General features: G+C 37.3%; 23 protein-coding genes. 17 read left to right on the plus strand and 6 right to left on the minus strand.

All coding sequences use genetic code 11. The annotated features are described in order from the left end of the window. The 3 genes from IGK82_RS05420 to IGK82_RS05430 all read right to left on the minus strand — a co-directional run bounded on the left by IGK82_RS05420 (position 1) and on the right by IGK82_RS05430 (position 3,482). Complete coding sequence (locus IGK82_RS05420) at positions 1–552, minus strand: hypothetical protein (protein ID WP_002357871.1); 552 nt, start codon at positions 550–552, stop codon at positions 1–3. 14 nt (positions 553–566) lie between these two features. Then, a complete protein-coding gene (locus IGK82_RS05425; protein ID WP_002357870.1) occupies positions 567–1,268 on the minus strand; it encodes a hypothetical protein in 702 nt (233 codons plus the stop codon). 105 nt (positions 1,269–1,373) lie between these two features. Next, the gene (locus IGK82_RS05430) at positions 1,374–3,482 is read right to left on the minus strand and encodes an LTA synthase family protein (RefSeq protein ID WP_002357869.1); all 2,109 of its coding nucleotides are present in this window, start codon (positions 3,480–3,482) and stop codon (positions 1,374–1,376) included. Positions 3,483–3,739: 257 nt separating this feature from the next. On the opposite strand from IGK82_RS05430, the gene IGK82_RS05435 reads away from it, so the two are divergent. Then, positions 3,740–4,912, plus strand: a complete 1,173-nt coding sequence (locus IGK82_RS05435; protein WP_010710445.1) for a class I SAM-dependent rRNA methyltransferase — start codon at positions 3,740–3,742, stop codon at positions 4,910–4,912. A 66-nt stretch (positions 4,913–4,978) separates the two neighbouring features. On the opposite strand, the gene rnhC is transcribed toward IGK82_RS05435, so the two are convergent. Beyond that, a complete protein-coding gene (rnhC, locus tag IGK82_RS05440; RefSeq protein ID WP_002393198.1) occupies positions 4,979–5,896 on the minus strand; it encodes a ribonuclease HIII in 918 nt (305 codons plus the stop codon). A gap of 218 nt (positions 5,897–6,114) precedes the next feature. On the opposite strand from rnhC, the gene IGK82_RS05445 reads away from it, so the two are divergent. The 8 genes from IGK82_RS05445 to rbfA all read left to right on the plus strand — a co-directional run bounded on the left by IGK82_RS05445 (position 6,115) and on the right by rbfA (position 15,983). Continuing rightward, the gene (locus IGK82_RS05445; protein WP_002393199.1) at positions 6,115–8,535 is read left to right on the plus strand and encodes a cation-translocating P-type ATPase; all 2,421 of its coding nucleotides are present in this window, start codon (positions 6,115–6,117) and stop codon (positions 8,533–8,535) included. Positions 8,536–8,676: 141 nt separating this feature from the next. Next, positions 8,677–10,563, plus strand: coding sequence for an Ig-like domain-containing protein (locus tag IGK82_RS05450; RefSeq protein ID WP_002365545.1), 1,887 nt, complete (start codon positions 8,677–8,679; stop codon positions 10,561–10,563). Positions 10,564–10,768: 205 nt separating this feature from the next. Beyond that, on the plus strand, positions 10,769–11,242 hold the full coding sequence (gene rimP / locus IGK82_RS05455) for a ribosome maturation factor RimP (protein ID WP_002357863.1): 474 nt from the start codon (positions 10,769–10,771) through the stop codon (positions 11,240–11,242). A gap of 143 nt (positions 11,243–11,385) precedes the next feature. After that, entirely contained in the window at positions 11,386–12,585 is a 1,200-nt protein-coding gene (gene nusA / locus IGK82_RS05460; protein ID WP_430605160.1) for a transcription termination factor NusA, read from the plus strand. A gap of 19 nt (positions 12,586–12,604) precedes the next feature. Then, a complete protein-coding gene (rnpM, locus tag IGK82_RS05465; protein WP_002363794.1) occupies positions 12,605–12,904 on the plus strand; it encodes an RNase P modulator RnpM in 300 nt (99 codons plus the stop codon). Then, the gene (locus IGK82_RS05470) at positions 12,894–13,199 is read left to right on the plus strand and encodes a YlxQ-related RNA-binding protein (protein ID WP_002357860.1); all 306 of its coding nucleotides are present in this window, start codon (positions 12,894–12,896) and stop codon (positions 13,197–13,199) included. The genes rnpM and IGK82_RS05470 overlap by 11 nt, the downstream gene beginning before the upstream one ends. A 12-nt stretch (positions 13,200–13,211) precedes the next feature. Further along, complete coding sequence (infB, locus tag IGK82_RS05475) at positions 13,212–15,608, plus strand: translation initiation factor IF-2 (protein WP_002357859.1); 2,397 nt, start codon at positions 13,212–13,214, stop codon at positions 15,606–15,608. 24 nt (positions 15,609–15,632) lie between these two features. Next, the gene (gene rbfA / locus IGK82_RS05480) at positions 15,633–15,983 is read left to right on the plus strand and encodes a 30S ribosome-binding factor RbfA (RefSeq protein ID WP_002360497.1); all 351 of its coding nucleotides are present in this window, start codon (positions 15,633–15,635) and stop codon (positions 15,981–15,983) included. A 372-nt stretch (positions 15,984–16,355) separates the two neighbouring features. On the opposite strand, the gene IGK82_RS05485 is transcribed toward rbfA, so the two are convergent. Both IGK82_RS05485 and IGK82_RS05490 read right to left on the minus strand, forming a co-directional pair. After that, on the minus strand, positions 16,356–16,841 hold the full coding sequence (locus IGK82_RS05485; RefSeq protein WP_002382232.1) for a toxin: 486 nt from the start codon (positions 16,839–16,841) through the stop codon (positions 16,356–16,358). Positions 16,842–16,875: 34 nt separating this feature from the next. Beyond that, on the minus strand, positions 16,876–17,358 hold the full coding sequence (locus tag IGK82_RS05490; RefSeq protein ID WP_002360496.1) for a helix-turn-helix domain-containing protein: 483 nt from the start codon (positions 17,356–17,358) through the stop codon (positions 16,876–16,878). Positions 17,359–17,526: 168 nt separating this feature from the next. Between IGK82_RS05490 and IGK82_RS05495 the strand changes: the two genes are divergently transcribed. The 8 genes from IGK82_RS05495 (at position 17,527) to IGK82_RS05530 (ending at position 21,811) form a co-directional block, all read left to right on the plus strand. Further along, positions 17,527–17,709 (plus strand): hypothetical protein, encoded by a 183-nt coding sequence (locus tag IGK82_RS05495; protein ID WP_002371822.1) that lies wholly within the window; start codon positions 17,527–17,529, stop codon positions 17,707–17,709. A 45-nt stretch (positions 17,710–17,754) separates the two neighbouring features. Beyond that, the gene (locus IGK82_RS05500) at positions 17,755–18,510 is read left to right on the plus strand and encodes a DnaD domain protein (protein ID WP_002393201.1); all 756 of its coding nucleotides are present in this window, start codon (positions 17,755–17,757) and stop codon (positions 18,508–18,510) included. Between the two features lie 18 nt (positions 18,511–18,528). Then, on the plus strand, positions 18,529–19,371 hold the full coding sequence (locus IGK82_RS05505) for an ATP-binding protein (RefSeq protein ID WP_002365547.1): 843 nt from the start codon (positions 18,529–18,531) through the stop codon (positions 19,369–19,371). 66 nt (positions 19,372–19,437) lie between these two features. Further along, the gene (locus IGK82_RS05510; RefSeq protein ID WP_002363798.1) at positions 19,438–19,830 is read left to right on the plus strand and encodes a hypothetical protein; all 393 of its coding nucleotides are present in this window, start codon (positions 19,438–19,440) and stop codon (positions 19,828–19,830) included. Positions 19,831–19,849: 19 nt separating this feature from the next. Beyond that, positions 19,850–20,257 (plus strand): RinA family phage transcriptional activator, encoded by a 408-nt coding sequence (locus IGK82_RS05515; RefSeq protein ID WP_002360491.1) that lies wholly within the window; start codon positions 19,850–19,852, stop codon positions 20,255–20,257. Positions 20,258–20,477: 220 nt separating this feature from the next. After that, a complete protein-coding gene (locus tag IGK82_RS05520) occupies positions 20,478–20,894 on the plus strand; it encodes a hypothetical protein (RefSeq protein ID WP_002382237.1) in 417 nt (138 codons plus the stop codon). Positions 20,895–20,906: 12 nt separating this feature from the next. Beyond that, positions 20,907–21,419, plus strand: coding sequence for a phage major tail protein, TP901-1 family (locus IGK82_RS05525; RefSeq protein ID WP_002397214.1), 513 nt, complete (start codon positions 20,907–20,909; stop codon positions 21,417–21,419). Positions 21,420–21,451: 32 nt separating this feature from the next. Next, the gene (locus tag IGK82_RS05530) at positions 21,452–21,811 is read left to right on the plus strand and encodes a tail assembly chaperone (RefSeq protein ID WP_002357848.1); all 360 of its coding nucleotides are present in this window, start codon (positions 21,452–21,454) and stop codon (positions 21,809–21,811) included. Positions 21,812–21,818: the final 7 nt, after the last annotated feature.

The raw sequence follows: 21,818 nt of genomic DNA on the forward strand, positions 1-21,818 counted from the left end.
TTAGTTTAATAACGCATGTAGAGACAGGGGGTGCACATAGGGACTATCAATAATTTGTGGATCCTTTGTCAGAAATAGCAAGCGCTTGTTTCTTTTTTGAACTGCTATTTTTAATTGAGGTAAAATTTCTTGACGTTGTCCAATCGTTAATGAAGAAAAGATGTCATCAATCACTAACGTACTTGTTTTTGAAAGCAAAAGTTGTATTATGCGCATTTTAATTTTTTCAAAAGTCGTAAAAGAAGTAAATGAACGACCAAGTAAGGCAGGTTCTAATTGGAACACCTGGAAAGCTTCGGCTAGAACTACTTTTCGATCCCGTTCTTTGATCGTACTAGCGATAAATAAATTTTCTTCTAATGGCAAGTAGGGCAGAAAGGTTTCACTAGAAGAAAGCCTAGTAATGGTTAGTTGGTTTGTTTGGAAAACATCGGCCAATGCGAGTTCTTGTTCTGGAGCAGAATAAATGATTCCATAAACTTCTCGCAAAGCTAACGCGTCGAATGAGGATTTTTTTTCGGTTGTTTTTTTGAATGATGGTGTGACATTCATAGAAAATCCCTCCCTTATTTCTGATGTGTGCGTAAATAAATCAATGTAAAAGGAGTCCCGCAAACAAGAGGAATACCAAGCAAGATTAAGCAGTTAACAAAGCAATTACGGATTGTATAAAGTGACTGCATACTTTTAAAATCAAAAGAAAACGCTTGGATCGTTTGAATCCCTAAATGCTGGATATTTGTAATCGTGACATCCTGGTCGGTACTTTTAGCTAAAAATGCTGGAGTTTCCAAATGAGACCACTGTAAAATAGCATCACGAGCAGCCCAAAGAACAGTATTATACGTTTCTTGAAACATTAAAGTGAAAAGTAAAAAACTGAAAATTCCTAATAGAGCCGGTAAACATAACTCTAGTAAGAGCTGTTTGGTGACATACATATTTGAAAAGTGCATGTGATACCATGTATGTATTTCTTCCTTTTTTATGCGTAATGTCACATACATCAACAGAAGAAAAGTAACACCAAAGAAAATGACACTACCTAGATAGAGGTGCCAATAGTATTGGATCAGTTGGTAATGGTAACTAGTTTGTTTTTCAATATCGACAAAGTCTGGCATCGTTCGTAAAAACTCTTTTTCAAAATCAATTAAGTTAAACAGCCCAGTCAATAAGAAAGAGAACAGGAAGAAGAAGAGTGCGGTGATTAACGTGATTTTTTTATGATAAAAACTACTAGCTGTAGCGTAACGGACACTTCTCATCAACTTTCACCTCTCTAAACTATCTTTAGTATAGTGAAATAATATGAATTAATTATGAAAAAGTAGCAAAAAAGCTTGAGCAAATTGCTCAAGCTTTTTGAAGATTTATTTACCAGTTTTTTGATAGCCTTGATAACTGTCAGTGTGATATTCATCAACGGTTGATTTATTATTGTTTTTACTGTAAACACTCGTTGATTTTTCACCTTTTTCTTTTTCAATTGCTTCCAGTTGTTGCAATTGGTTCTTGTAATCATAGTCTTCTGGGTTAACTGGTTTTAAGCCGCTATTGGTATAGAAACGAAGCAAGTCACCGTTAGTAATTTGGTCAGACGTTTCTAATTGTTTCGTCGCTTTGGCTTTTAAATCAGCGACTTCTTTCTTAACTTCTTCGGTTGGTTCTGTAATTAAAGTGCCTGTTTTAGTATCGTAAATGCTAGAACCTAAAATAGTATATTTAGGTGTTACAACATTGCCGTTGCGGAAAGCAACGATTTGATTGTGTTGTTTAGAGAATAAATCTTGGCCTAGCTGAATGTAGTTTTTCGTATCGACACCAAGCAAGTGTAGAAGGGTTGGTAAGGCATCAACTTGGCCGCCATACGTATGGTTCACACCGCCATTTTCTTGACCAGGAACGTGAATCATATAAGGAACACGTTGCATATTGGCGTTGTCAAAATCGTTCCAATCTGCTTTGGTTTTACCTACTAATTCTGCTAAGTTTTGGTTTCTTGAATTAGAAACCCCATAGTGATCGCCATAAAGAACAATGACTGAGTTTTCATAGAGACCTGAAGATTTCAAGTAGTTAAAGAATTCTTCGACCGCTTTATCTAAATAATTCGCTGTTGCGAAATAACCATTAATTGTTTCGTCAGAGGTTTTTGCAATTGGGAATCCTGCTTCATCGTTTGTAAATTGAGAATAAGGATAATGATTGGATACAGCAATAAATTTAGAATAGAACGGTTGTTGTAAATGCTCTAAATATTGAACGGATTGATTAAAGAATGGTTTATCGTGTAACCCATATTGGAATGAGTTATCTGAATTAACATCATAATAACTAGCATCAAAGAAATAGTCATAGCCTAAACGTTTATAGGTTTCATTCCGATTCCAGAAGTTACCGGCATTTCCGTGGAAAGCAGCGCTAGTGTATCCTTGCGTTTGTTTTAAAATATCGGGTGCTGCTTCAAACGTATTTTTCCCACCAACTTGTGTAAAGAGTGAACCTTGATCTAAACCAAATAGTGAATTTTCAAGTAACGTTTCGGCATCACTTGTTTTTCCTTGACCAACTTGGTGGAAGAAGTTATCAAAGCTAAAGGTACTTTTACTATTGTAAAGACTATTGATAAATGGTGTGACTTCGTGTTCTACGCCATTTTCATCTTTTAATTTGTAATTAACTAAAAATTGTTGGAAACTTTCTAAATGGATATAAATTACATTTTTGCCTTTTGCAATACCAAACTTACTATCATCGGGTGCCGCATATTGTTGTTTCACGTAATCTTCAACTTGTTTCATATCGTTAGCACTGGCTTCGGCACGGACTTGGTTTGTTTGGTAAGTTGTAATGCCATCGTATACGGTAAAGGCATTTAAGCCTAAGAATTTCACGATATAGTCACGAGAGAATTGACGTCCTAATAATTGGGGACGTTCTGTTTCAGCCATAAATAGATTGAATAAGAAAAAGACAACAGAAAGGAGTGTGACAGAGACTGCTACACGTGCGCGGACTGGACGCGCATCTGTTTTAATTTTTTTCGTTAATAATAATACGCCAATAATAATGAAGTCTAAGAAATAAATGACGTCATAAGGTCTAAAGAGACGTAAGGCACTTTCGCCAAGACCGCTAGCTACTTTGCCAGCACCAAGCATCGTATTAACTGTGATGAAGTCAGTAAATTCTCGATAATACACGACATTTGAGAAGAGCAGTAAACTCATCAAGAAGTAAATAATCATCATTGTAATATAAGAAGCTTTTTTACGGCGAACATACAAAGCGATGGCTAATAAAAAGACCGTTGTGGCAATTGGATTAATTAAGAGTATGAAATACTCGTTAATATTTTCCAAACGTAAATGGAAATCAACGGCGTACGCAAAGAGGTTTTTTAGCCACAGTAAGATGGCGATTAGCGAGAATAACCCCAGTCGCGTGTTCAAAATATTTGTTTTAAATAATTTTTTCAAAATAAACGTCCTTTCTATACGATGATTCTATAAAAGTAAAATTAGGTAAATTTCGTATTTTACAATATCGCTTTAATTTTACTCTTTCACAAATTTTATGTCAATTCTTACCGAAGTGAGGAATGGGGATGTTAAAGAAAACTTACTATTTCCTTAAACTTTTTAGTTCGTTAAATGACGTGAAGCTTGAATCCTTTAAAGACAGATGGGCCTTTTTTTGCTATACTAGATAGGACTTTGAAAAGTAGGTGTACAGAATGAAACTTCAAGTAACTAAAAAAGCAGAACATAAATTTAAAAAAGGATATCCTTTAATTCAGAAAGAAGATTTGCAACAAGTGCCGGCGCCGTTGCCAACAGATTGGCTTACTTTGATTGATAGTAAAGGCCAGCGTTTAGCCGAAGGATATTTAGGCGAACAAAATAAAGGAATTGGTTGGTTGCTGTCATGGCATGGACCAATTAATCAATCTTTTTTTCAACAACTCTTTGAAATAAGTCGTGAGAAGCGGACGTCTTTTGAAAAGGATTCGCTAACAACCGCGTATCGATTATTTAATGGAGAAGGGGATGGCATTGGGGGAGTGATCATCGATCGCTATGCAGATTACGCCGTTTTTTCATGGTATAATGAAACCCTTTATCAGAAAAAAGCCGAACTTTTGACGGCGTTTCGCACAGTTTACCCTGACATTATTGGTGCCTACGAAAAGATTCGCTTTTCCACAAAAAATTTACCCGAATCACAGTTTTTGTATGGCGAACAAGCACCCGAGCCATTACTTGTCACTGAAAATGGCGTTCAATTTGCTACCTATTTAAACGAAGGATTAATGACAGGCATCTTTTTAGATCAAAAAGAAGTTCGTGGTCGATTAGTAGATGGTTTTGCAGTAGGTAAAACAGTCTTAAATATGTTTAGTTATACAGGTGCTTTTTCAGTAGCTGCCGCTATGGGAGGTGCCGTGGCCACCACTAGTGTGGATTTAGCTAAACGAAGCTTACCGAAAACGACTGAGCAATTTGAAGTCAATCATTTAAATCTTGCCCCGCAAAAGATTATTGTCATGGATGTTTTTGACTACTTTAAATATGCTTCACGTAAAGGCTTGAGTTATGACATGATCATTTTGGATCCGCCGAGTTTTGCTCGCAACAAAAAGAAAGTTTTTTCCGTTGCTAAAAATTATGGGGAGCTAGTGAAAGATTCTATTGATATTTTAACGGATAAGGGAACGCTTATTGCCTCAACCAATGCGGCAAATTTATCCTTAGCCAAATATCAAAAAATGGTGATTACTGCCTTGCAAGAGAAAAATGTCCGTTACAAGATTACGGACACGTATCAATTACCGGCAGACTTTCAAGTGAATCCTAATTTTCCAGAAGGTAATTACTTAAAAGTCCTGTTTATCGAAATTGAAAAATAATTTTTTACACCAAGCAAAAGTCCCAGCGCCGCTAATCGGCATTGGGACTTTTGCTTGGTGTTTATTTTATAGTAACTTTTGGGCTTTTTGGGTGTTTGCAAAATGCAGCTTCGCGTAATTCGCTAATAAGTCTAGGCCGCCTTTTTTCAAAATACGGGCGGCTACTTGGTCTGATTTGCTGCCGGCACCAGAGGGCACAGAGAAACCCAATTCTGCAGATTCTTTGTCTAACTCTTCTAAAAAAGCAGCGCGGCTAATAATAGAGGCGGCAGCAACAGCAACATGATACTGCTCTCCTTTAGTGACGAAGAACAATTTTTCAGTGACTTGATTTTTTTCATTACGAACATATTTCCGATAATTATTTTCAGGGGTGAATTGGTCAATCAAAATCCCTTCTGGCTTTGTGGGAGCCAACTCTTGTAGCAACAGATAAATCGCTTGGTTATGCAAAGCGACTTTCATGTGTACAGCATTGTAGTTTGGTTGGATCTCATTGTATTTTTTTGGTTCAACGATTAATAACTTGTAAGGAATCAGTTCTTTAATGACATGTGACAATTGAATAATTTGTGGGTCGGTTAATTCTTTGGAATCACGAACACCTAATGCTTTTAGTTTGCTAATCATGCTTTTGTCAACATAGGCAGCACAGACAGTTACTGGACCAAAATAGCTACCATTACCGACTTCATCGGAACCTATCACAGACCAGTTGCCAAAATCAGCAGGCAGTGTAGTAGTCTGGGGAGAAATTTTTTTCTTTGGTGTGGTACTCGTTCCTTCCCAACGAGCGGCCTCTTTTTCAGCTTGAGGTCCCTGAAACATGACTTTACCTGATTGATAAGCAGTGATGGTAGTGGTACCAACCTTGGCCACAAAGACAGTATAAGGGACCGTTTTATTTAAACGATTGGGTTGATAAACAGTGGTCATCTCTGCTAATGTTTTTTTACTAACTTTAATTACGTGATTCTGTGCCATCAATTGTTCCTCATTTCTTGATATTTCTTCTTTACTATAGTAAAGGAAAAACAAGTAAATGAAAAGGTTTTGCGTTAGCTTGTTCCTGAAAATGACAATGTTTAGGAAATGTATAATTTTTTTCTATAGTTGGACGCTAGTTGTTATCTAAATTTTTATTCAGTGCTATACTGTGGGAGAGAAGGAGACGATGAAAGAGTCGACTAGAACAAGGGGTGATGTGTTTGAGAAGAAAAAAAGAAATGCAAGAAAATGAACCAATAGCAGTGACTGCTAACGCAGAACGCTATTATCCAGAAGATAAACAAGGCTTGACGGCCGCACAAGTTGAAGAAAGACAGCGAAAAGGCTTAGTCAATGCCGCCGTCGATACAGAGTTTATCACAACGAAACAGATTGTTATTAATAACGTATTTACGTATTTCAACTTAATTTTTGTGGTACTAGGTGTGTTATTAATGCTGGTACAATCTTATAAAAATATGACCTTTTTGCCAGTAGTAATCATTAATACGGTCATTGGAATTTACCAAGAAATTAAGTCGAAGAAAGTATTAGATAGCTTAAATATTCTAAATGCTACAAAAGTAACCGTTGTGAGGGATGGCCAAGAACAAGAAATTTCGCCAGATGAACTGGTTTTGGACGATGTGGTGCTCTTTAAATCGGGTGAACAGATTTCTGGGGATGCAATTGTCTTATCTGGTGAAGTCCGTGTGAATGAATCCTTGTTAACTGGGGAATCTGATGAGATTACCAAAGTAGCAGATAGCCAACTTTTGTCAGGTAGCTTTATTGTGTCAGGTTCTTGTTATGCAAGAATTGATAAAATTGGCGCTGAGGCCTATGTTCATCAATTAACGCTTGAAGCGAAATCAATTAAAAAAGGGGAACAATCAGAGATGGTCGGTTCCATTAACCGTTTGGTGAAATGGGTAGGGATTATTATTATTCCAATCGGCTGTGTTCTATTTTTCCAAAGTTATTTCATCAACCATCAAGGGCTTCATGACAGCATTGTCTCCATGGAAGCTGCCTTGATTGGGATGATTCCGGAAGGGTTGTACCTTTTAACAACCGTTGCATTAGCTGCCAGCACAATGCGCTTAGCGAAGCGCGGCGTTTTATTGCACAACATGAAAAGTATCGAATCCTTAGCACGTGTCGATGTGTTATGTGTAGATAAAACAGGAACAATTACTGAAAACACGATGGAAGTCCAAGAGTTGGTTCCTGTGGTGAGTATCGAAAATGATGGTACAGACTTAACCAATGTCGAAAAATTAATTGGCGATTTTTGCCGAACAATGTCAGCTGACAACGATACGATGAAAGCGATGAAAGAATTTTTTGTTACTAATAATCAGAGGGAAGCCGTTAGCTATACCTCGTTTTCGTCTGTCGAAAAATTTAGTAGCGTGACTTTCCCAGAAGCGACGTATATTCTTGGAGCGCCAGAGATGATTTTGAGAGACAATTATGAAATGTATCAATCTGAAGTGGAACATTATACAAGTCAAGGCTATCGCTTATTGGTGTTCGGAAAGTATTTAGGAGAATTTCAGGAAACGTTGACAGCAGAGGTACAACCTCTAGGCTACATTCTTCTTTGGAATCCGATTCGTAAAGAAGCCAAAGCAACTTTTGAATATTTCGCTGAACAAAATGTGGCTATTAAGGTCATTTCTGGCGATAATCCTTTAACAGTATCCAATGTAGCACAAGCGGCAGGCATTATTGGTGCTGAAAATTATGTGGACGCGCGAACATTAACTACAATGGAAGCCCAGACAGAAGCGTTAGAAAAATACACCGTTTTTGGTCGTGTCACGCCAGAACAAAAGAAACAATTTGTACTATTGTTGAAAAAATTAGATCATACAGTGGCGATGACAGGGGATGGAGTCAATGATATTTTAGCCATGAAAGAAGCAGATTGTAGTATTGCCATGGCTTCAGGAAATCAAGCTACAGCACAAGCCTCGCAAGTTGTGTTGTTGGATTCTGATTTTTCAACGATGCCGGAGGTTGTCTTTGAAGGCCGCCAAGTAGTTAATAACATTGAACGCTCTTCAAGTTTATTCCTTGTAAAAAATATTTTCTCCTTGCTGATGTCTGTCTTTGCTATGATTTTTGCCGTGACATATCCTTTACAACCGACACAAGTCACATTGATTAGTTTATTTACAATTGGGATTCCTTCGACATTTCTAGCTTTGGAACCAAATCATCGTCGCATTGAAGGGAAATTTCTTTTCAATGTGTTATCAAAAGCAATTCCTGGTGGGTTAACGGATATGTTAGTAGTCGGTGCCTTACTAATTTGTGGTGATATTCTTGCACTTCAAAAAACGGACATTTCAACGACTGCAACATTGTTGCTAGTTTCAGTCGGCTTTATGGTTCTTTATAAAATTAGTTCACCAATGAATCGTTACCGCAAGCGCGTAATGATTGGCTGTTTAATCGGAATGGTTATTACAAGTATTTCCATGAAAAACTTGTTCTCGTTAACTTCGGTATCGCCAACAGCCTTGTTACTTTTAGCCATTCTTTTCTTTGCAGCAGACTCAACTTTCCAACATTTATCAACCATTTCTGAAAAAGTTCAATTATGGTTTTATAAGAAAAGACATTAGGAGCAAAACACCGAGCCAAAATTATTTTGGTTCGGTGTTTTTTGTTTTTTATCGTTGGGAAAAATAAAAACACTTGCACCTAGTTAATCCTTGATAGTATAAACCTAACCAATTATTTTAGATAGGAAGGATTGAATAAAAATGAAAAAAAGAAGTTTTGTCTATTGGGGAATGTTTTTCATTCTTTTGTCGACGCTGATAACGCCTTTTCTGAAACTTGAAACAGGATATGCGCAAACGGAACCAACTAGTACCAGTGAAACCAATCAAATTTCTGCTACGCCAAATGTAGTGCCGCGTAAACAAGTGGGCAACATTGTGACAGCGATTCAACTAACGGACAAAGAGGGAAACCCACTTGGGACCATTAATCAATATACAGACATCTACCTCCGAATTGAGTTCAACTTACCGGATAATACCGTTAATAGTGGGGATACGAGTGTGATTACTTTACCCGAAGAGCTACGTCTCGAGAAAAATATGACCTTTAATGTAGTAGATGATACAGGTGCTGTGGTTGCAATCGCACAGACCGATGTAGCAAATAAAACGGTCACGTTAACGTATACAGATTACGTAGAAAACCATGCCAATATTAGTGGGTCTTTATATTTTACAAGTTTGATTGATTTCGAAAATGTCGAAAATGAATCCAAGATTCCTATTTACGTCACGGTTGAAGGGGAAAAAATATTTGCTGGCGATCTTGATTACCAAGGTGAAGGCGATGATGTTAACGAAAAATTTAGCAAGTATTCGTGGTTTATCGAAGACGATCCAACCGAAATTTACAATGTACTACGGATTAATCCAACAGGGCAAACGTATACTGATTTAGAAGTGGAAGATGTGCTAAAAACAGAAAGTTTAAGTTATATGAAAGACACTATGAAAATTGAACGAGGACAATGGACACTGGATGGAAATGCTATTTGGCAATTCACGCCAGAGGAAGATATAACTGGTCAGTTGGCTGTCCAGTATGGTCCTGATGACCGTAATTTTTCGGTGCATTTTGGCAATATTGGGACTAACGAATATCGTATCACCTATAAAACCAAAATCGATCATCTTCCCGAAAAAGGTGAAACCTTCACAAATTATGCAAAGTTAACAGAAAATCAAACGGTGGTGGAAGAAGTCGAAGTGAGTCGTGTCTCACAAACAGGTGGTGGAGAAGCTAATGGTGAACAATATGTTGTTGAAATTCATAAAGAAGATGAAGCAGGCCAGCGTTTAGCAGGTGCAGAATTTGAACTCATTCGAAACTCAACCAATCAAACAGTGGCTAAAATCACAACAGATCAAAACGGAACAGCGATTGTTAAAGGCTTGTTAAAAGATAACTATACTTTAGTAGAAACCAAAGCACCTACCGGTTACCAACTTTCGCAAAACAAGATTCCAATAACACCTGAAGACTTTGGTAAAAACTTAGTTGCACTGAAAACTGTTGTGAATCATAAGATTTCATATCAACCAGTCGCTGCTTCATTTTTAGCTGGAAAAGTTCTTTTAGGAAAACCACTGAAGGATGCTGAATTTCAATTTGAATTGTTAGATGAGAAAGGCACAGTACTAGAAACGGTTAGTAACGATACTTTAGGGAAAATTCAATTTTCACCATTAACCTTTGAAACTCCTGGAAACTATCAATACACCATTCGGGAAGTAAACACGCAACAGACAGGTGTTTCCTACGATACGCACAACCTTCAAGTTCAAGTAACCGTCGAGGCGCTTTTAGGAAATCTTGTAGCAACTACTCAGTATGATGGAGGTCAAGTATTTACTAATCACTATACGCCAGAAAAACCTATAGAAAGTACCACACCACCAACGAGTGGGACAACAGATACTACCACGAATTCAACCACAGAAACTACTTCAATAACCATTGAAAAACAGGCGATTCGTAATAAGGAATTGCCAAAAACAGGAGAAAAAAAAGAAAACGCGTTTCTTTTCTTAGGTAGCCTTCTTTTGATTCAAGGATTATTTATCTATTTTAAAACGAAAAAATAATCGCTTAGATAGTTTCAGTAATCGAGACAAAATGTGCAAATTTCGAGAGATTTAGCTTGTTCATTTGAGTTTGGAGTGGTTCTGTGCTATACTATCTTTAGCGTAATGATACTAGTTGGGAGTGAGCGGATTTCTGCTCACTCTTTTTGATGGAAAAGTCATCAGGACACGGTTCGTTACATCAATCTCGAAGGAGGCGAAAATTTTGAGTAGTGCTGTGGAAACTGTAACAAAGTTAGTCACACCAATCTTAGAAGAACAAAATTTTGAACTTGTGGAAGTAGAGTTTGTTAAGGAAGGAAAAAATTGGTTTTTACGAGTATTTATCGATAAAGAAGGTGGCATTGATATTGAGGAATGTGCCTTTGTCAGCGAAAAATTAAGTGAAAAACTAGATGCAATGGATCCAGATCCAATTCCGCAAGCGTACTTTCTGGAAGTTTCTTCTCCGGGAGCAGAACGTCCGTTAAAGAAAGAAAGCGATTATGAACAAGCGGTAGGTAAGTACATTCATATTTCTCTTTATCAAGCAGTTGATGGAGAAAAACAGATTGAGGGTACCTTAGTCCATCTTGATTCAGAACAATTAACATTAAGTGTAAAAATTAAAACCAGAGTGAAGGAAATGACTTTTGAACGTAAAAATATCGCAAAAGCTCGTTTAGCCATTCAATTTTAATCAACAGACTCGAATGTAAAAAAGGGTCCACTAAAAGTTTTACTTTTAGCTGGGCCTGTGACAAGTTTTAACGAGAAGTTTTTCCCTTGGAAGAAGAACCACTCGTTCAGCTTTAACGAATCCATAGGAGGAAAAGAAAAACAATGAGCAAAGAAATGTTAAATGCATTAGACGTATTAGAAGCTGAAAAAGGGATTCCTAAAGATACGGTGATTGAAGCGTTACAAGCAGCTTTAGTTTCTGCATATAAAAGACATTATGGACAAGCAAGCAACGTCGAAGTTGAATTTGAACCAAAAAAAGGCAATATTCATGTGTATGCTGTCAAAGAAGTAACAGAAGAAGTATTTGATTCACAATTGGAAGTTTCATTAAAAGATGCCGTTGCATTAAATGGGGCATATGAAATCGGCGACAAAATTCGTTTTGAAGTTACGCCAAAAGACTTTGGACGCATTGCTGCCCAAACAGCAAAGCAAGTAATTTTACAACGTGTCCGTGAAGCAGAAAGAACAATTATTTATAATGAATTTAGCGAATACGAAAATGACATCATGCAAGGAATTGTTGAACGTCAAGATCGTCGTTATATCTATGTAAACTTAGGTAAAATCGAAGCAGTCTTATCAAAACAAGATCAAATGCCAAATGAATTTTACCAACCGCATGATCGGATTAAAGTTTACGTATCACGTGTTGAAAACACATCAAAAGGCCCACAAGTTTTTGTAAGCCGTAGTCATCCAGATTTACTAAAACGTCTTTTTGAACAAGAAATTCCAGAAGTTTATGATGGAATTGTTGAAATCGTAAGCGTCGCTCGTGAAGCTGGCGATCGTTCAAAAGTAGCCGTTCGTTCAACAGATCCTAATATTGACCCAGTGGGTACCTGTGTTGGTCCAAAAGGCCAACGTGTCCAAGCGATTGTGAATGAATTAAAAGGCGAAAATATGGATATTGTGGAATGGAACGAAGATCCAGCTATTTATATTAGTAATGCCTTGAATCCAGCTCAAGTATTAGATGTTATTTTTGATCCAGAAAATAGCAAAGCATGTACAGTTGTTGTACCTGATTATCAATTGTCATTAGCAATTGGTAAACGTGGTCAAAATGCGCGCTTAGCTGCTAAATTAACGGGCCATAAAATTGATATCAAATCAGAATCTGATATGGCTGAATTTTATGAACAACAAGCCAATCAAGAAGTTGCCGAAGTGGCAGAAGAAATGGATGAAGCAATTATCCATTCAGATATGACGGCAAATGATTACGAAAACTTGGCTACTGAAGAAGCAGTTGTTGAAGCAGAAATTACAGAAGAATTACCTGAACAAGAATAACGTTTTTGGAGGGTGAAAAATGAAAAAGAGAAAAATTCCAATGCGTAAATCGGTTGTTTCAGGCGAAATGAAACCGAAAAAAGAATTAGTCAGAATCACTCGCTCCAAAGAAGGCGAAGTGGCCTTAGATCCAACTGGTAAATTACCTGGACGTGGCGCTTACGTTGATTTGGATCCTGCGGAAGTCCAAAAAGCTTGGGATAAAAAAATTCTTGATCGTGTCTTAGAAACAAAATTAAGTGATGAATTTTATCAAGAACTATTGGATTATGTAACACATCAAAAAGCCCGCAAAGAGTTGTTTGGCGATGGAAAATAAAACCAAAATTTTGAACCTTTTAGGTTTAGCAATGCGCGCCGGTAAATTAGTCACAGGCGAGGAATTAACCCTTAAAGATATTCGTGCAAACAAAGCGAAATTTGTGTTTGTTGCGCAAGATGCCAGTGAGAATACTAGAAAGAAAATCAAGGACAAAAGTTCTTATTATAATGTTCCTGTTAGCGAACTGTTCAGTCAATTCGAGCTCAGCCAAGCGATTGGGCGACCACGAATGGTTATCGGAGTAACTGATGCAGGATTTGCCACCAAAATCAAGGAATTACTAAAAGGTTAGGAAGGTGATTGCATGGGAAAAAAAAGAATTTATGAACTAGCAAAAGAAATGAATAAAGCAAGCAAAGACGTTGTCGATAAAGCGCATCAATTAGGTATGGATGTTAAAAACCATATGGGCGCAATTAGTTCCGAGCAAGAAACAAAGCTTCGTCAAGCATTCGGAGGAGGAAGTACCGTAAATACTCAATCAAAAGCAACAAACAACCAAAAGCAACAAACAACACAAAATAAACCAGCCAATAAGAAACCAATGAACAATAAACCTGGTGAACAAAGAAATAACCAAAATCGTCCAAACAATCAATCAACGAATGGACAACAAAGAAACAACAACAACCAAAATCGTCACGGCCAAAGCAACACACAAAACCGTAGCAATCAAACAAATACAAACAATCAAAACCGCAATACCCAAAACAATAACGGTTCTACAACGAATCAAAATCGGACCAGCCAAAATAACAATGGCGGGAACAACCAAAACCGTGGCGGCCAAAACCGTAACAACAATTTTGGTGGCGGTCAAAATCGTAATAACCGGAATAACTTTAATAACCAAAACCGCAATCGTTTCAACAAAAAAGGGAAAAAAGGCAAACATCAACAAGAATCAGCGAAGCCAGCAGTACCAGCACGTAAATTCCGTGAATTACCAGATGTTTTAGAATATACAGAAGGTATGAACGTGGCGGATATTGCGAAAAAAATCCACCGCGAACCAGCGGAAATCATCAAAAAATTATTTATGATGGGTGTCATGGTTAACCAAAACCAAGCCCTAGATAAAGATACAATTGAATTATTAGCTGTGGACTATGGCATGGAACCGCAAGAAAAAGTCCAAGTTGATATTGCGGACATTGATAAATTCTTCGAACCAGAAGCAGTTGTTGAAGAAAACTTAACTACACGTCCCCCTGTTGTCACAATCATGGGACACGTAGACCACGGGAAAACAACATTATTAGATACATTGCGCCATTCTCGTGTGACTTCAGGTGAAGCAGGCGGTATCACGCAGCATATTGGTGCCTATCAGTTAGATATTGATGGCAAACCAATTACGTTCTTAGATACACCAGGACATGCGGCCTTTACAAGTATGCGCGCGCGTGGTGCCAGCATCACTGATATTACCATCTTAGTTGTTGCAGCGGACGATGGAGTAATGCCACAAACAATCGAGGCGATTAACCATGCCAAAGCGGCAAAAGTGCCGATTATTGTAGCAGTTAACAAAATTGATAAGCCTGGTGCGAACCCTGATCATGTGAAACAAGAATTAAGTGAACATGAATTAATTCCTGAAGAATGGGGTGGAGATACGATTTTCGTCAATATTTCAGCGAAATTCAATCAAAACATTGATGAGCTATTGGAAAATATTTTATTGATTGCTGAAGTAGAAGACTTAAAAGCTGATCCAACGCAAAAAGCAATTGGAACAGTGATTGAAGCGCGCTTAGATAAAGGTAAAGGTCCGGTTGCGACATTACTCGTTCAACAAGGAACTTTACATGTTGGTGATCCAATCGTTGTTGGTAATACTTACGGACGTGTTCGTGTGATGACCAATGACATGGGCCGCCGTGATAAAGAAGCAGGACCCGCAACTCCTGTAGAAATTACCGGATTAAATGATGTTCCTCAAGCGGGTGATCGTTTTGTGGTCTTTGAAGATGAAAAAACAGCACGTCAAGCAGGGGAAGAACGGGCTAAACGTGCGTTGCTTGAACAACGTTCAGCAAGTAGCCGTGTGACATTGGATAACTTATTTGAAAGTCTAAAAGAAGGCGAATTAAAAGAAGTTAATATCATTGTCAAAGCAGACGTACAAGGATCTGCCGAAGCCGTTTCAGCAAGTTTACAAAAAATTGATGTAGAAGGCGTTCGTGTGAAAATTGTTCACGCGGCAGTTGGGGCCATCAATGAAAGCGACGTAACTTTAGCCGCAGCAAGTAATGCGATTATTATCGGCTTTAACGTTCGCCCAACACCACAAGCGAAACAACAAGCAGAACAAGAAGAAGTTGATATTCGTTTACACCGTATTATCTATAAAGCCCTAGAAGAAATCGAAACAGCGATGAAAGGGTTATTAGATCCAGAATTTGAAGAAAAAATTACGGGTCAAATGACGGTTCGTGAATTGTACAAAGTATCTAAAGTTGGCACAATCGCTGGCTGTTATGTTACAGAAGGCTTTATTCGCCGCGATAGTGGCGTGCGTGTCATTCGTGATGGTATTGTTATTTATGAAGGTAAATTAGCAAGCTTGAAACGCTTTAAAGATGACGTGAAAGAAGTCAAACTTGGTTTTGAATGTGGCGCTATGATTGAAAACTTCAATGATTTACGTGTAGATGATGCGATTGAAGGCTTCATTATGGAAGAAATCAAACAATAATTTTAGTAATTGGAGGAAGACACTATGGCAAATTATCGTGACCGTCGTGTAGGTCAAGAAATCATGCGTGAAGTGAATGATATCTTGAACAAACGCATCAGAGATCCACGCGTCCAAGGCATCACTATTACAGATGTTCGTGTGACCGGTGATTTACAACAAGCAACGATTTATTACAGCTTGTTATCTGATTTAGCTTCCGAACAACAAAAAGCTCAACAAGGCTTAGACAAAGCCAAAGGACTGATTCGTAAAGAATTAGGACAACGGTTAACCTTGTATAAAACACCAGAGTTGATTTTTGAAAGAGACGAATCTGTCCAATACGGAAATCACATTGATGAGTTGATTCGTAAGTTGAATCAAGGTGAATAATTAAAAAGAAAAAGCACACCAGACGAATGGTGTGCTTTTTCTTTTCATGATTTCTTGATAAAATAGTCATGGAGGTGCAAAGATGAAAAGAATTGTTGTTTTCTATAAAAATGGAGATCGTTATTTAAAAGAAATGGGTTCAGGCAAGAGTTCCCTGTACTTTTTTCTTTTCTTCTTTGTACTACATAGTATGCGGGAACATATTATTCAGTTCATCGGATTTTGGCCGTCATTTATATTCGTCCTCATACTTGTCCCAAATCTTATGCTTGGCGTCGGACATATTAACCATTGGTACAAAAACCGCTCTTGAATTTTCCAGAATACTTTTAAGCATGGAACAAAATCCTTATTGATTTTGTTCCATGCTTTTTAAGTTAACCCAGTATTTAATACCATCACAGAATAATCCCTAAATTCAAAAATCCGTCCTTTATAAAGATAAGTGGCGCCATACTTTTGTCGATAGTACGTAATCACATTTTTTAATGTTTCAACATCGATTTCCAAAAATTCAGCACAAGAATAATGGTTGCTTAAGCCAGCTTCAGAGCAACGAATTAAATCGTCTAATGTAACTAATTGCTCTAAGGCCACATTGCGGGCTTTCAACTCTTGCTTCCGATTTTCTGTACAATTTTGATTTAAAATAGTGCCAACGGATGTTTGATAATGCCCGTATTCCTCGGCTAAAATATTCTTCTTTTGACGGGTACTCAATGTTTTTTCAATATAAATTTTGCCATTTCGATACAACCCATAACAACCTGTTTGATTGTATAAATCAATTTCTAAAACCGTCACATCCTTTTGAATGGAACTGACGAGTTTTTCATAATCATTCACTTTACCATTCACCTGCCATTACTTAATAAAAAGAGTAGATGGGAAGTTAATCCTCTTTTTTGTCAGAAGAAATCGATTGTTGATATTTGGCATCAATTTCATCCAAGTAATCGTGAATTTTCTCGATTTCTTCTTTTGAAAATATCTTTTCTGGATCCCCAGCGTGGGCAGCCAGTGTCATTTCGTCACGGCGAGGGAATGAGAGAATTTCTGCTTGCGTTTGTTGTTCGTGTAATTGTTGTTCGGCAAATTGATAAACGATGGCTTGTCGTTGGGGTTCTAATTTTTTATAAATGCGGTCGATAGTTGAGGCATTTTTTTCCATGGGAACTTCTTGTCCCATCAACCAGGCCTCATTAATGTCTAATGCATCTGCAATGCGATAAACTTTGTCTTGTTTTGCTTCGTAACGACCAGCTAGCCAATCGCTGATTGAAGATTTACCGATGCCAGTTTTTTTCGCTAAATCACTAGGTTTGATGTTCTTGGCTGTTAAAGCCTCTTTTAAACGGACAGCAAAAATGTTCATATTTCCGAACCTCCTATTGCCTCAAAGTATACTATACCTGTTTAGAGAAGGCAAGTAACAATCGCAATTAAAATCACCGGTTCATAAAACCGAACTTATGAGTTGACAGTGAAAATATTTGATGCTAAGATAGAGCCATTCGAATGTTCGGTTAACTGAACTATTTTTTTGAACACTTTGTTCGGAAAACCGTATTTTTGTAGAAAGGGTGAAGAAATGAGTCGGAATTATAAAAAAACGTTGTCGGATATGTTACTTTTAGCAATTATTTTATTAATAAGCAGTGTCTCAATAAAAATTGGAGCCATCGTGATTGGTATGATTGGCCTCATGGAATTACTAACAGAATAACAATAATTTAGTCCAAAGGAGAGAAGCGGATTGGCAGAACGACGCATGTTTGCAAAAACGATTATTGATAGTGATGCGTTTTTAGATATGCCCTTATCAAGTCAGGCCCTGTATTTTCATTTAGCGATGCGTGCCGATGATGATGGATTTATCAATAATCCCAAAAAATTGCAGCGAATGGTCGGTTGTGGGGAAGACGATCTAAAATTGTTGATGGTTAAAAAATTTATTCTAGTATTTGAAAGTGGTGTGATCGTTATCAAACATTGGAAAATTCATAATTATATTCGCAGTGATCGTTACAAACCAACCTTGTATCAAGAAGAGAAAAATCAGATTGTTGAAAAAAATAGCAAAGCTTATACGTTTAAAGTAGAATCGTCTGTCAGTGGTCAACCAGCTGACTACCAACGGTTACCACAGGAAAGCATAGTCCAGTCTAAGTTAGGTCAGAGTCAAGGTAGTAGTTCAGAAAACGATTGTTTAAAGATGATTTATCATTTTTATGAGGAAAACGGCTTTGGTACACTGGCCTCAAAAACAAGCCAAGATTTTAAGTATTGGTTGCAAGATTTTATACAAAAAGGGGCTAGCCAAGAGGAAGCATGCCAATTAATCTTGCATGCTTTAGGAATTGCCGTCGATCGAAATAAACGGAATTACGGCTATGTAAATGCTATTTTGAAAAGTTGGGAGCAACAAAATTATTTATCCGTACATGAAGTTCTGGTAAATGATAAAAAACAAGTGTCGGAGCATGCGCCGCAAATGACAGAAGAATATCAAGAGTTAGGTTTTTAAAGAAAGGAGGAAATCAGTATGCATGCGACAGATCAAACTTTTCAAATACTATTGAGTCAATTGTTAGAAAAAGTTGAAGACCGTTGTCCTGAATGTGGCAGTGAACAATATGTTTGGCAACAAAAAAATAAAGATGGCACAGAACGTTGTGCCCCAACTTGTTGGTCGTGTGGGTATAAAATGCTAAAAAAACATGAACAAGAAGCCACTCAACAACGTTCTCAAGAGAGTTTTATGGCACGTACACAAAAATTTTTTCATCAAGGGTCCTTAATTGCTGATGATGCGCTACGGCAATGTCGTTTAACCAATTACCAAACCACTGAATTAGAAACAAGACAAGCAAAAGAACGGGCCTTAGCAGCAGTTTCAGCGATTGTTGAAGAAAAGCCAATTCACGTTATTTTTTCAGGGAAACCTGGTGTCGGTAAAAGTCATTTGGCTATCAGTATTTTAGTTGAAGTCTTAGAACGCTCTGCATATCAAAAGTATTGTTTATTTGTCAGCTACTCTGAGTTATTAGAAAAACTAAAAATGTCCATGAATGAATCGGCCAAAAGCCAAGCAAAGGCTCAAGCGTATATTACTAGAATGAAAAAAGCAGACGTTTTGGTCTTAGATGATTTAGGTGCTGAATTAGGAATTAAAAATAAAGTTAGTACGGATTTTAACAATGACATCTTAAACCGAATTTTAGAAGCTAGACAGAATAAAGCAACTATTTTTACTACTAATTTTTCTGGAAAACAACTGGTGGAGGCCTATGGAACACGCATTATTTCTCGTCTAATGAAGCACGCCAGTGGCTATGTTTTCCAATATAAAGACACAACAGACAAGCGAATGAGGAGTGTGAAATAAATATGTTAACAATTATTATTGGGTTTATCTTTTGGACAATGACACTGATGTTAGGTTATCTAATTGGTGAAAGAGAAGGCCGTAAACATGAGTAATTTAACAAAATGTAAAAAAGATTTATTTGAAATGAAAAGCGTTGTATTTAAAGATATTTCAAAGCAACAAAGCGAAAAAGCACAAAAAAGAAAACGACTCTTACAACTAATGAATCAATATCCCGATTGGGCAAGTCAAAAAAATAAACTTATTATGCAGGAAATTCAAGAATTAGGACAAGCAATCGGTAATTGGTCGATGGATCAATCAAGACCCATCCAATCCATCAAGGCCGCATCGTTTACAAAAAGCGAGTATCTCTATTTAATTTGGCTCGGTTATTCAGATGAAGCGATTCGTCACGGCTTAGACATGTCGAAAGAGTGTTATTTTATTTATCGATTAACACTTTTAAATGAATAAAAGTAAAGGAGATTAACCAATGCGTACGTCAACATTTAATTATATCAAAGATATTTTAGCAGACTTTTATAAAACAGATGAGTATATCCGGCAACGGGAAGAAGAATTACGGCACCCTTATCAAGAAGCAGATTTAAATGCTGGTATTAGAGGACAAGGACTTCACTCTGTAGTGACCGAACGAATGGCGATTACGATAGCTATGGATCGTCGTCTGTGGAACTTAGAGAGAAATCGAGACATTATCAAAAATTGTTTAGCTGAAGCGGATGAACAAACGCGCGTGATTATTGAAGAACTATATATGAAAAAACGGCCCTCTTTAACATTAATTGGACTTGCCCAGCAATTATTTATTAGTAAAAGCCAAGCCTATAAATTAAGAAATCATTTCTTTGAAGCGGTGGCGGATGAACTAGGGATGTAAACATGGAAAAAGCGTGGAATTTTTTCAGGTGTCAACATGGTAAATTAATAGTGTCGAAAGAGATAGATAAACGTGAGGCAACCAAAAAATGAAGACACGGAATTCTATAATTTTGACTGCTTTCTTGTGTCAGCTATGAAGGAGCAGAAAATGCCGGCTACTTTCAAAATCCTTCATTTTGACTAGAAGAGAGCCAATTTGTTAACCAATCCTGAATTTTTTGAATGGAAAGGTGGCGCTAAAAATGAATGAAGCGGAACAAGAGTTATATGAAGCCCTTGTTGCAATATGCCAGACGTCAGGATTTTTGTTGCTAGAGGAACTGCCGACAGATTTACCAGATCAGCCATTTGTTTACTTAGGTGATAGTAAAGAATTACCTAAGCCAACTAAATCAGCTATTTTGGGTGAAATTGAATTAATAATGCATGTTTATGGTGCGTTATCTGAACGACAACAAATTTCTACAATTAAAGGAACGATTTTACGGCAGGCAACCAGTAACTTAAAACGAACGGCTCATTTTAATTGGGGTATCAAACATCAAGAAGTCAAAGCACAAATGGTAAAAGATACCAAACAAATGAAAAAAACAATTTGGCATGCTGTACTACCATTACACATGCAATTTTACTAGGAGGAATTATCAATGGGAGAAGTTATGCAAGGAAAAGACCGTATTTTATTAGTTCGTCGCTTGGATGAAGCAGCGACAAAGAAAGCAATGAAACCCTTATTTCAAATTGAACATGAATGGGAATTCTCACGTGAATCGAGCGGTACGCAAACAAAAGATGGCGTTGCGAATGCTGTATCTGGTTTAGAAGTTACGTTATCGTTAAGCGGTTTAGCCTCTCGAGATGATGAAAATTTATACATGAAAGACGCAGTTGAAGATGGCATCTTAATGGAATTTTGGGATGTTGATTTAAAAGGTGAAAAAAATGCGGAAGGTAAATATCCAGCAATTTATGCCCAAGGTTATGTAAATTCATGGAGTTTACCAGCCAATGTAGAAGAATTAGTAGAAATCGAAACAGAAGCCTCTATTAATGGCAAGCCACAAGATGGCTTTGCAACAATAGAAGCAGATATTATTGCGGAAGCACAATATGCGTTCCAAGATACCGTTCCAGAGAAAGCACCACAACCTGGCGAATAATCAAAAAGTGTTGAATTTTAGGAGGATAAAAAATGAATTTAGAGATTAACGGAAAAACAATTGAAGTGAAATTTACGATTGGCGCGATTCGCGAATTAGATAAACGTTACCAAATTGAAAATGGCGCTGCCAAATTCGGCATGGGCATCAGTTCAGCAATGATTTATTTACGCCAATACAATCCAGTAATCTTAGTTGACATCATGGAAGCTTTACAAAGTGGGCAATTAAAAATAGGTAAGTCGGAAATTGAAGCATGGTTAATGACCCAAGATGTCAAAAAACTTTCAGATGATTTGCTTAAAGAAATGGGAAAGCAACCTCTTACAAAACCAATGATCGATCAGTTCAGCAAAGAAGCGAAGAAAGCAGAAGCGCAAGCGACCAACTAATTAAAAC

The sequence above is a fragment of the Enterococcus sp. AZ197 genome (assembly GCF_050556405.1).
GTDB lineage: Bacteria > Bacillota > Bacilli > Lactobacillales > Enterococcaceae > Enterococcus > Enterococcus faecalis.

Coding starts and splice junctions, on each gene's coding strand:
- IGK82_RS05420 (WP_002357871.1), bottom strand. CDS start 552: ATGAATGTCACACCATCATTCAAAAAAACAACCGAAAAAAAATCCTCA.
- IGK82_RS05425 (WP_002357870.1), bottom strand. CDS start 1,268: ATGAGAAGTGTCCGTTACGCTACAGCTAGTAGTTTTTATCATAAAAAA.
- IGK82_RS05435 (WP_010710445.1), top strand. CDS start 3,740: ATGAAACTTCAAGTAACTAAAAAAGCAGAACATAAATTTAAAAAAGGA.
- rnhC (WP_002393198.1), bottom strand. CDS start 5,896: ATGGCACAGAATCACGTAATTAAAGTTAGTAAAAAAACATTAGCAGAG.
- IGK82_RS05445 (WP_002393199.1), top strand. CDS start 6,115: ATGTGTTTGAGAAGAAAAAAAGAAATGCAAGAAAATGAACCAATAGCA.
- IGK82_RS05450 (WP_002365545.1), top strand. CDS start 8,677: ATGAAAAAAAGAAGTTTTGTCTATTGGGGAATGTTTTTCATTCTTTTG.
- nusA (WP_430605160.1), top strand. CDS start 11,386: ATGAGCAAAGAAATGTTAAATGCATTAGACGTATTAGAAGCTGAAAAA.
- rnpM (WP_002363794.1), top strand. CDS start 12,605: ATGAAAAAGAGAAAAATTCCAATGCGTAAATCGGTTGTTTCAGGCGAA.
- IGK82_RS05470 (WP_002357860.1), top strand. CDS start 12,894: ATGGAAAATAAAACCAAAATTTTGAACCTTTTAGGTTTAGCAATGCGC.
- infB (WP_002357859.1), top strand. CDS start 13,212: ATGGGAAAAAAAAGAATTTATGAACTAGCAAAAGAAATGAATAAAGCA.
- rbfA (WP_002360497.1), top strand. CDS start 15,633: ATGGCAAATTATCGTGACCGTCGTGTAGGTCAAGAAATCATGCGTGAA.
- IGK82_RS05490 (WP_002360496.1), bottom strand. CDS start 17,358: ATGAACATTTTTGCTGTCCGTTTAAAAGAGGCTTTAACAGCCAAGAAC.
- IGK82_RS05500 (WP_002393201.1), top strand. CDS start 17,755: ATGTTTGCAAAAACGATTATTGATAGTGATGCGTTTTTAGATATGCCC.
- IGK82_RS05505 (WP_002365547.1), top strand. CDS start 18,529: ATGCATGCGACAGATCAAACTTTTCAAATACTATTGAGTCAATTGTTA.
- IGK82_RS05515 (WP_002360491.1), top strand. CDS start 19,850: ATGCGTACGTCAACATTTAATTATATCAAAGATATTTTAGCAGACTTT.
- IGK82_RS05525 (WP_002397214.1), top strand. CDS start 20,907: ATGGGAGAAGTTATGCAAGGAAAAGACCGTATTTTATTAGTTCGTCGC.
- IGK82_RS05530 (WP_002357848.1), top strand. CDS start 21,452: ATGAATTTAGAGATTAACGGAAAAACAATTGAAGTGAAATTTACGATT.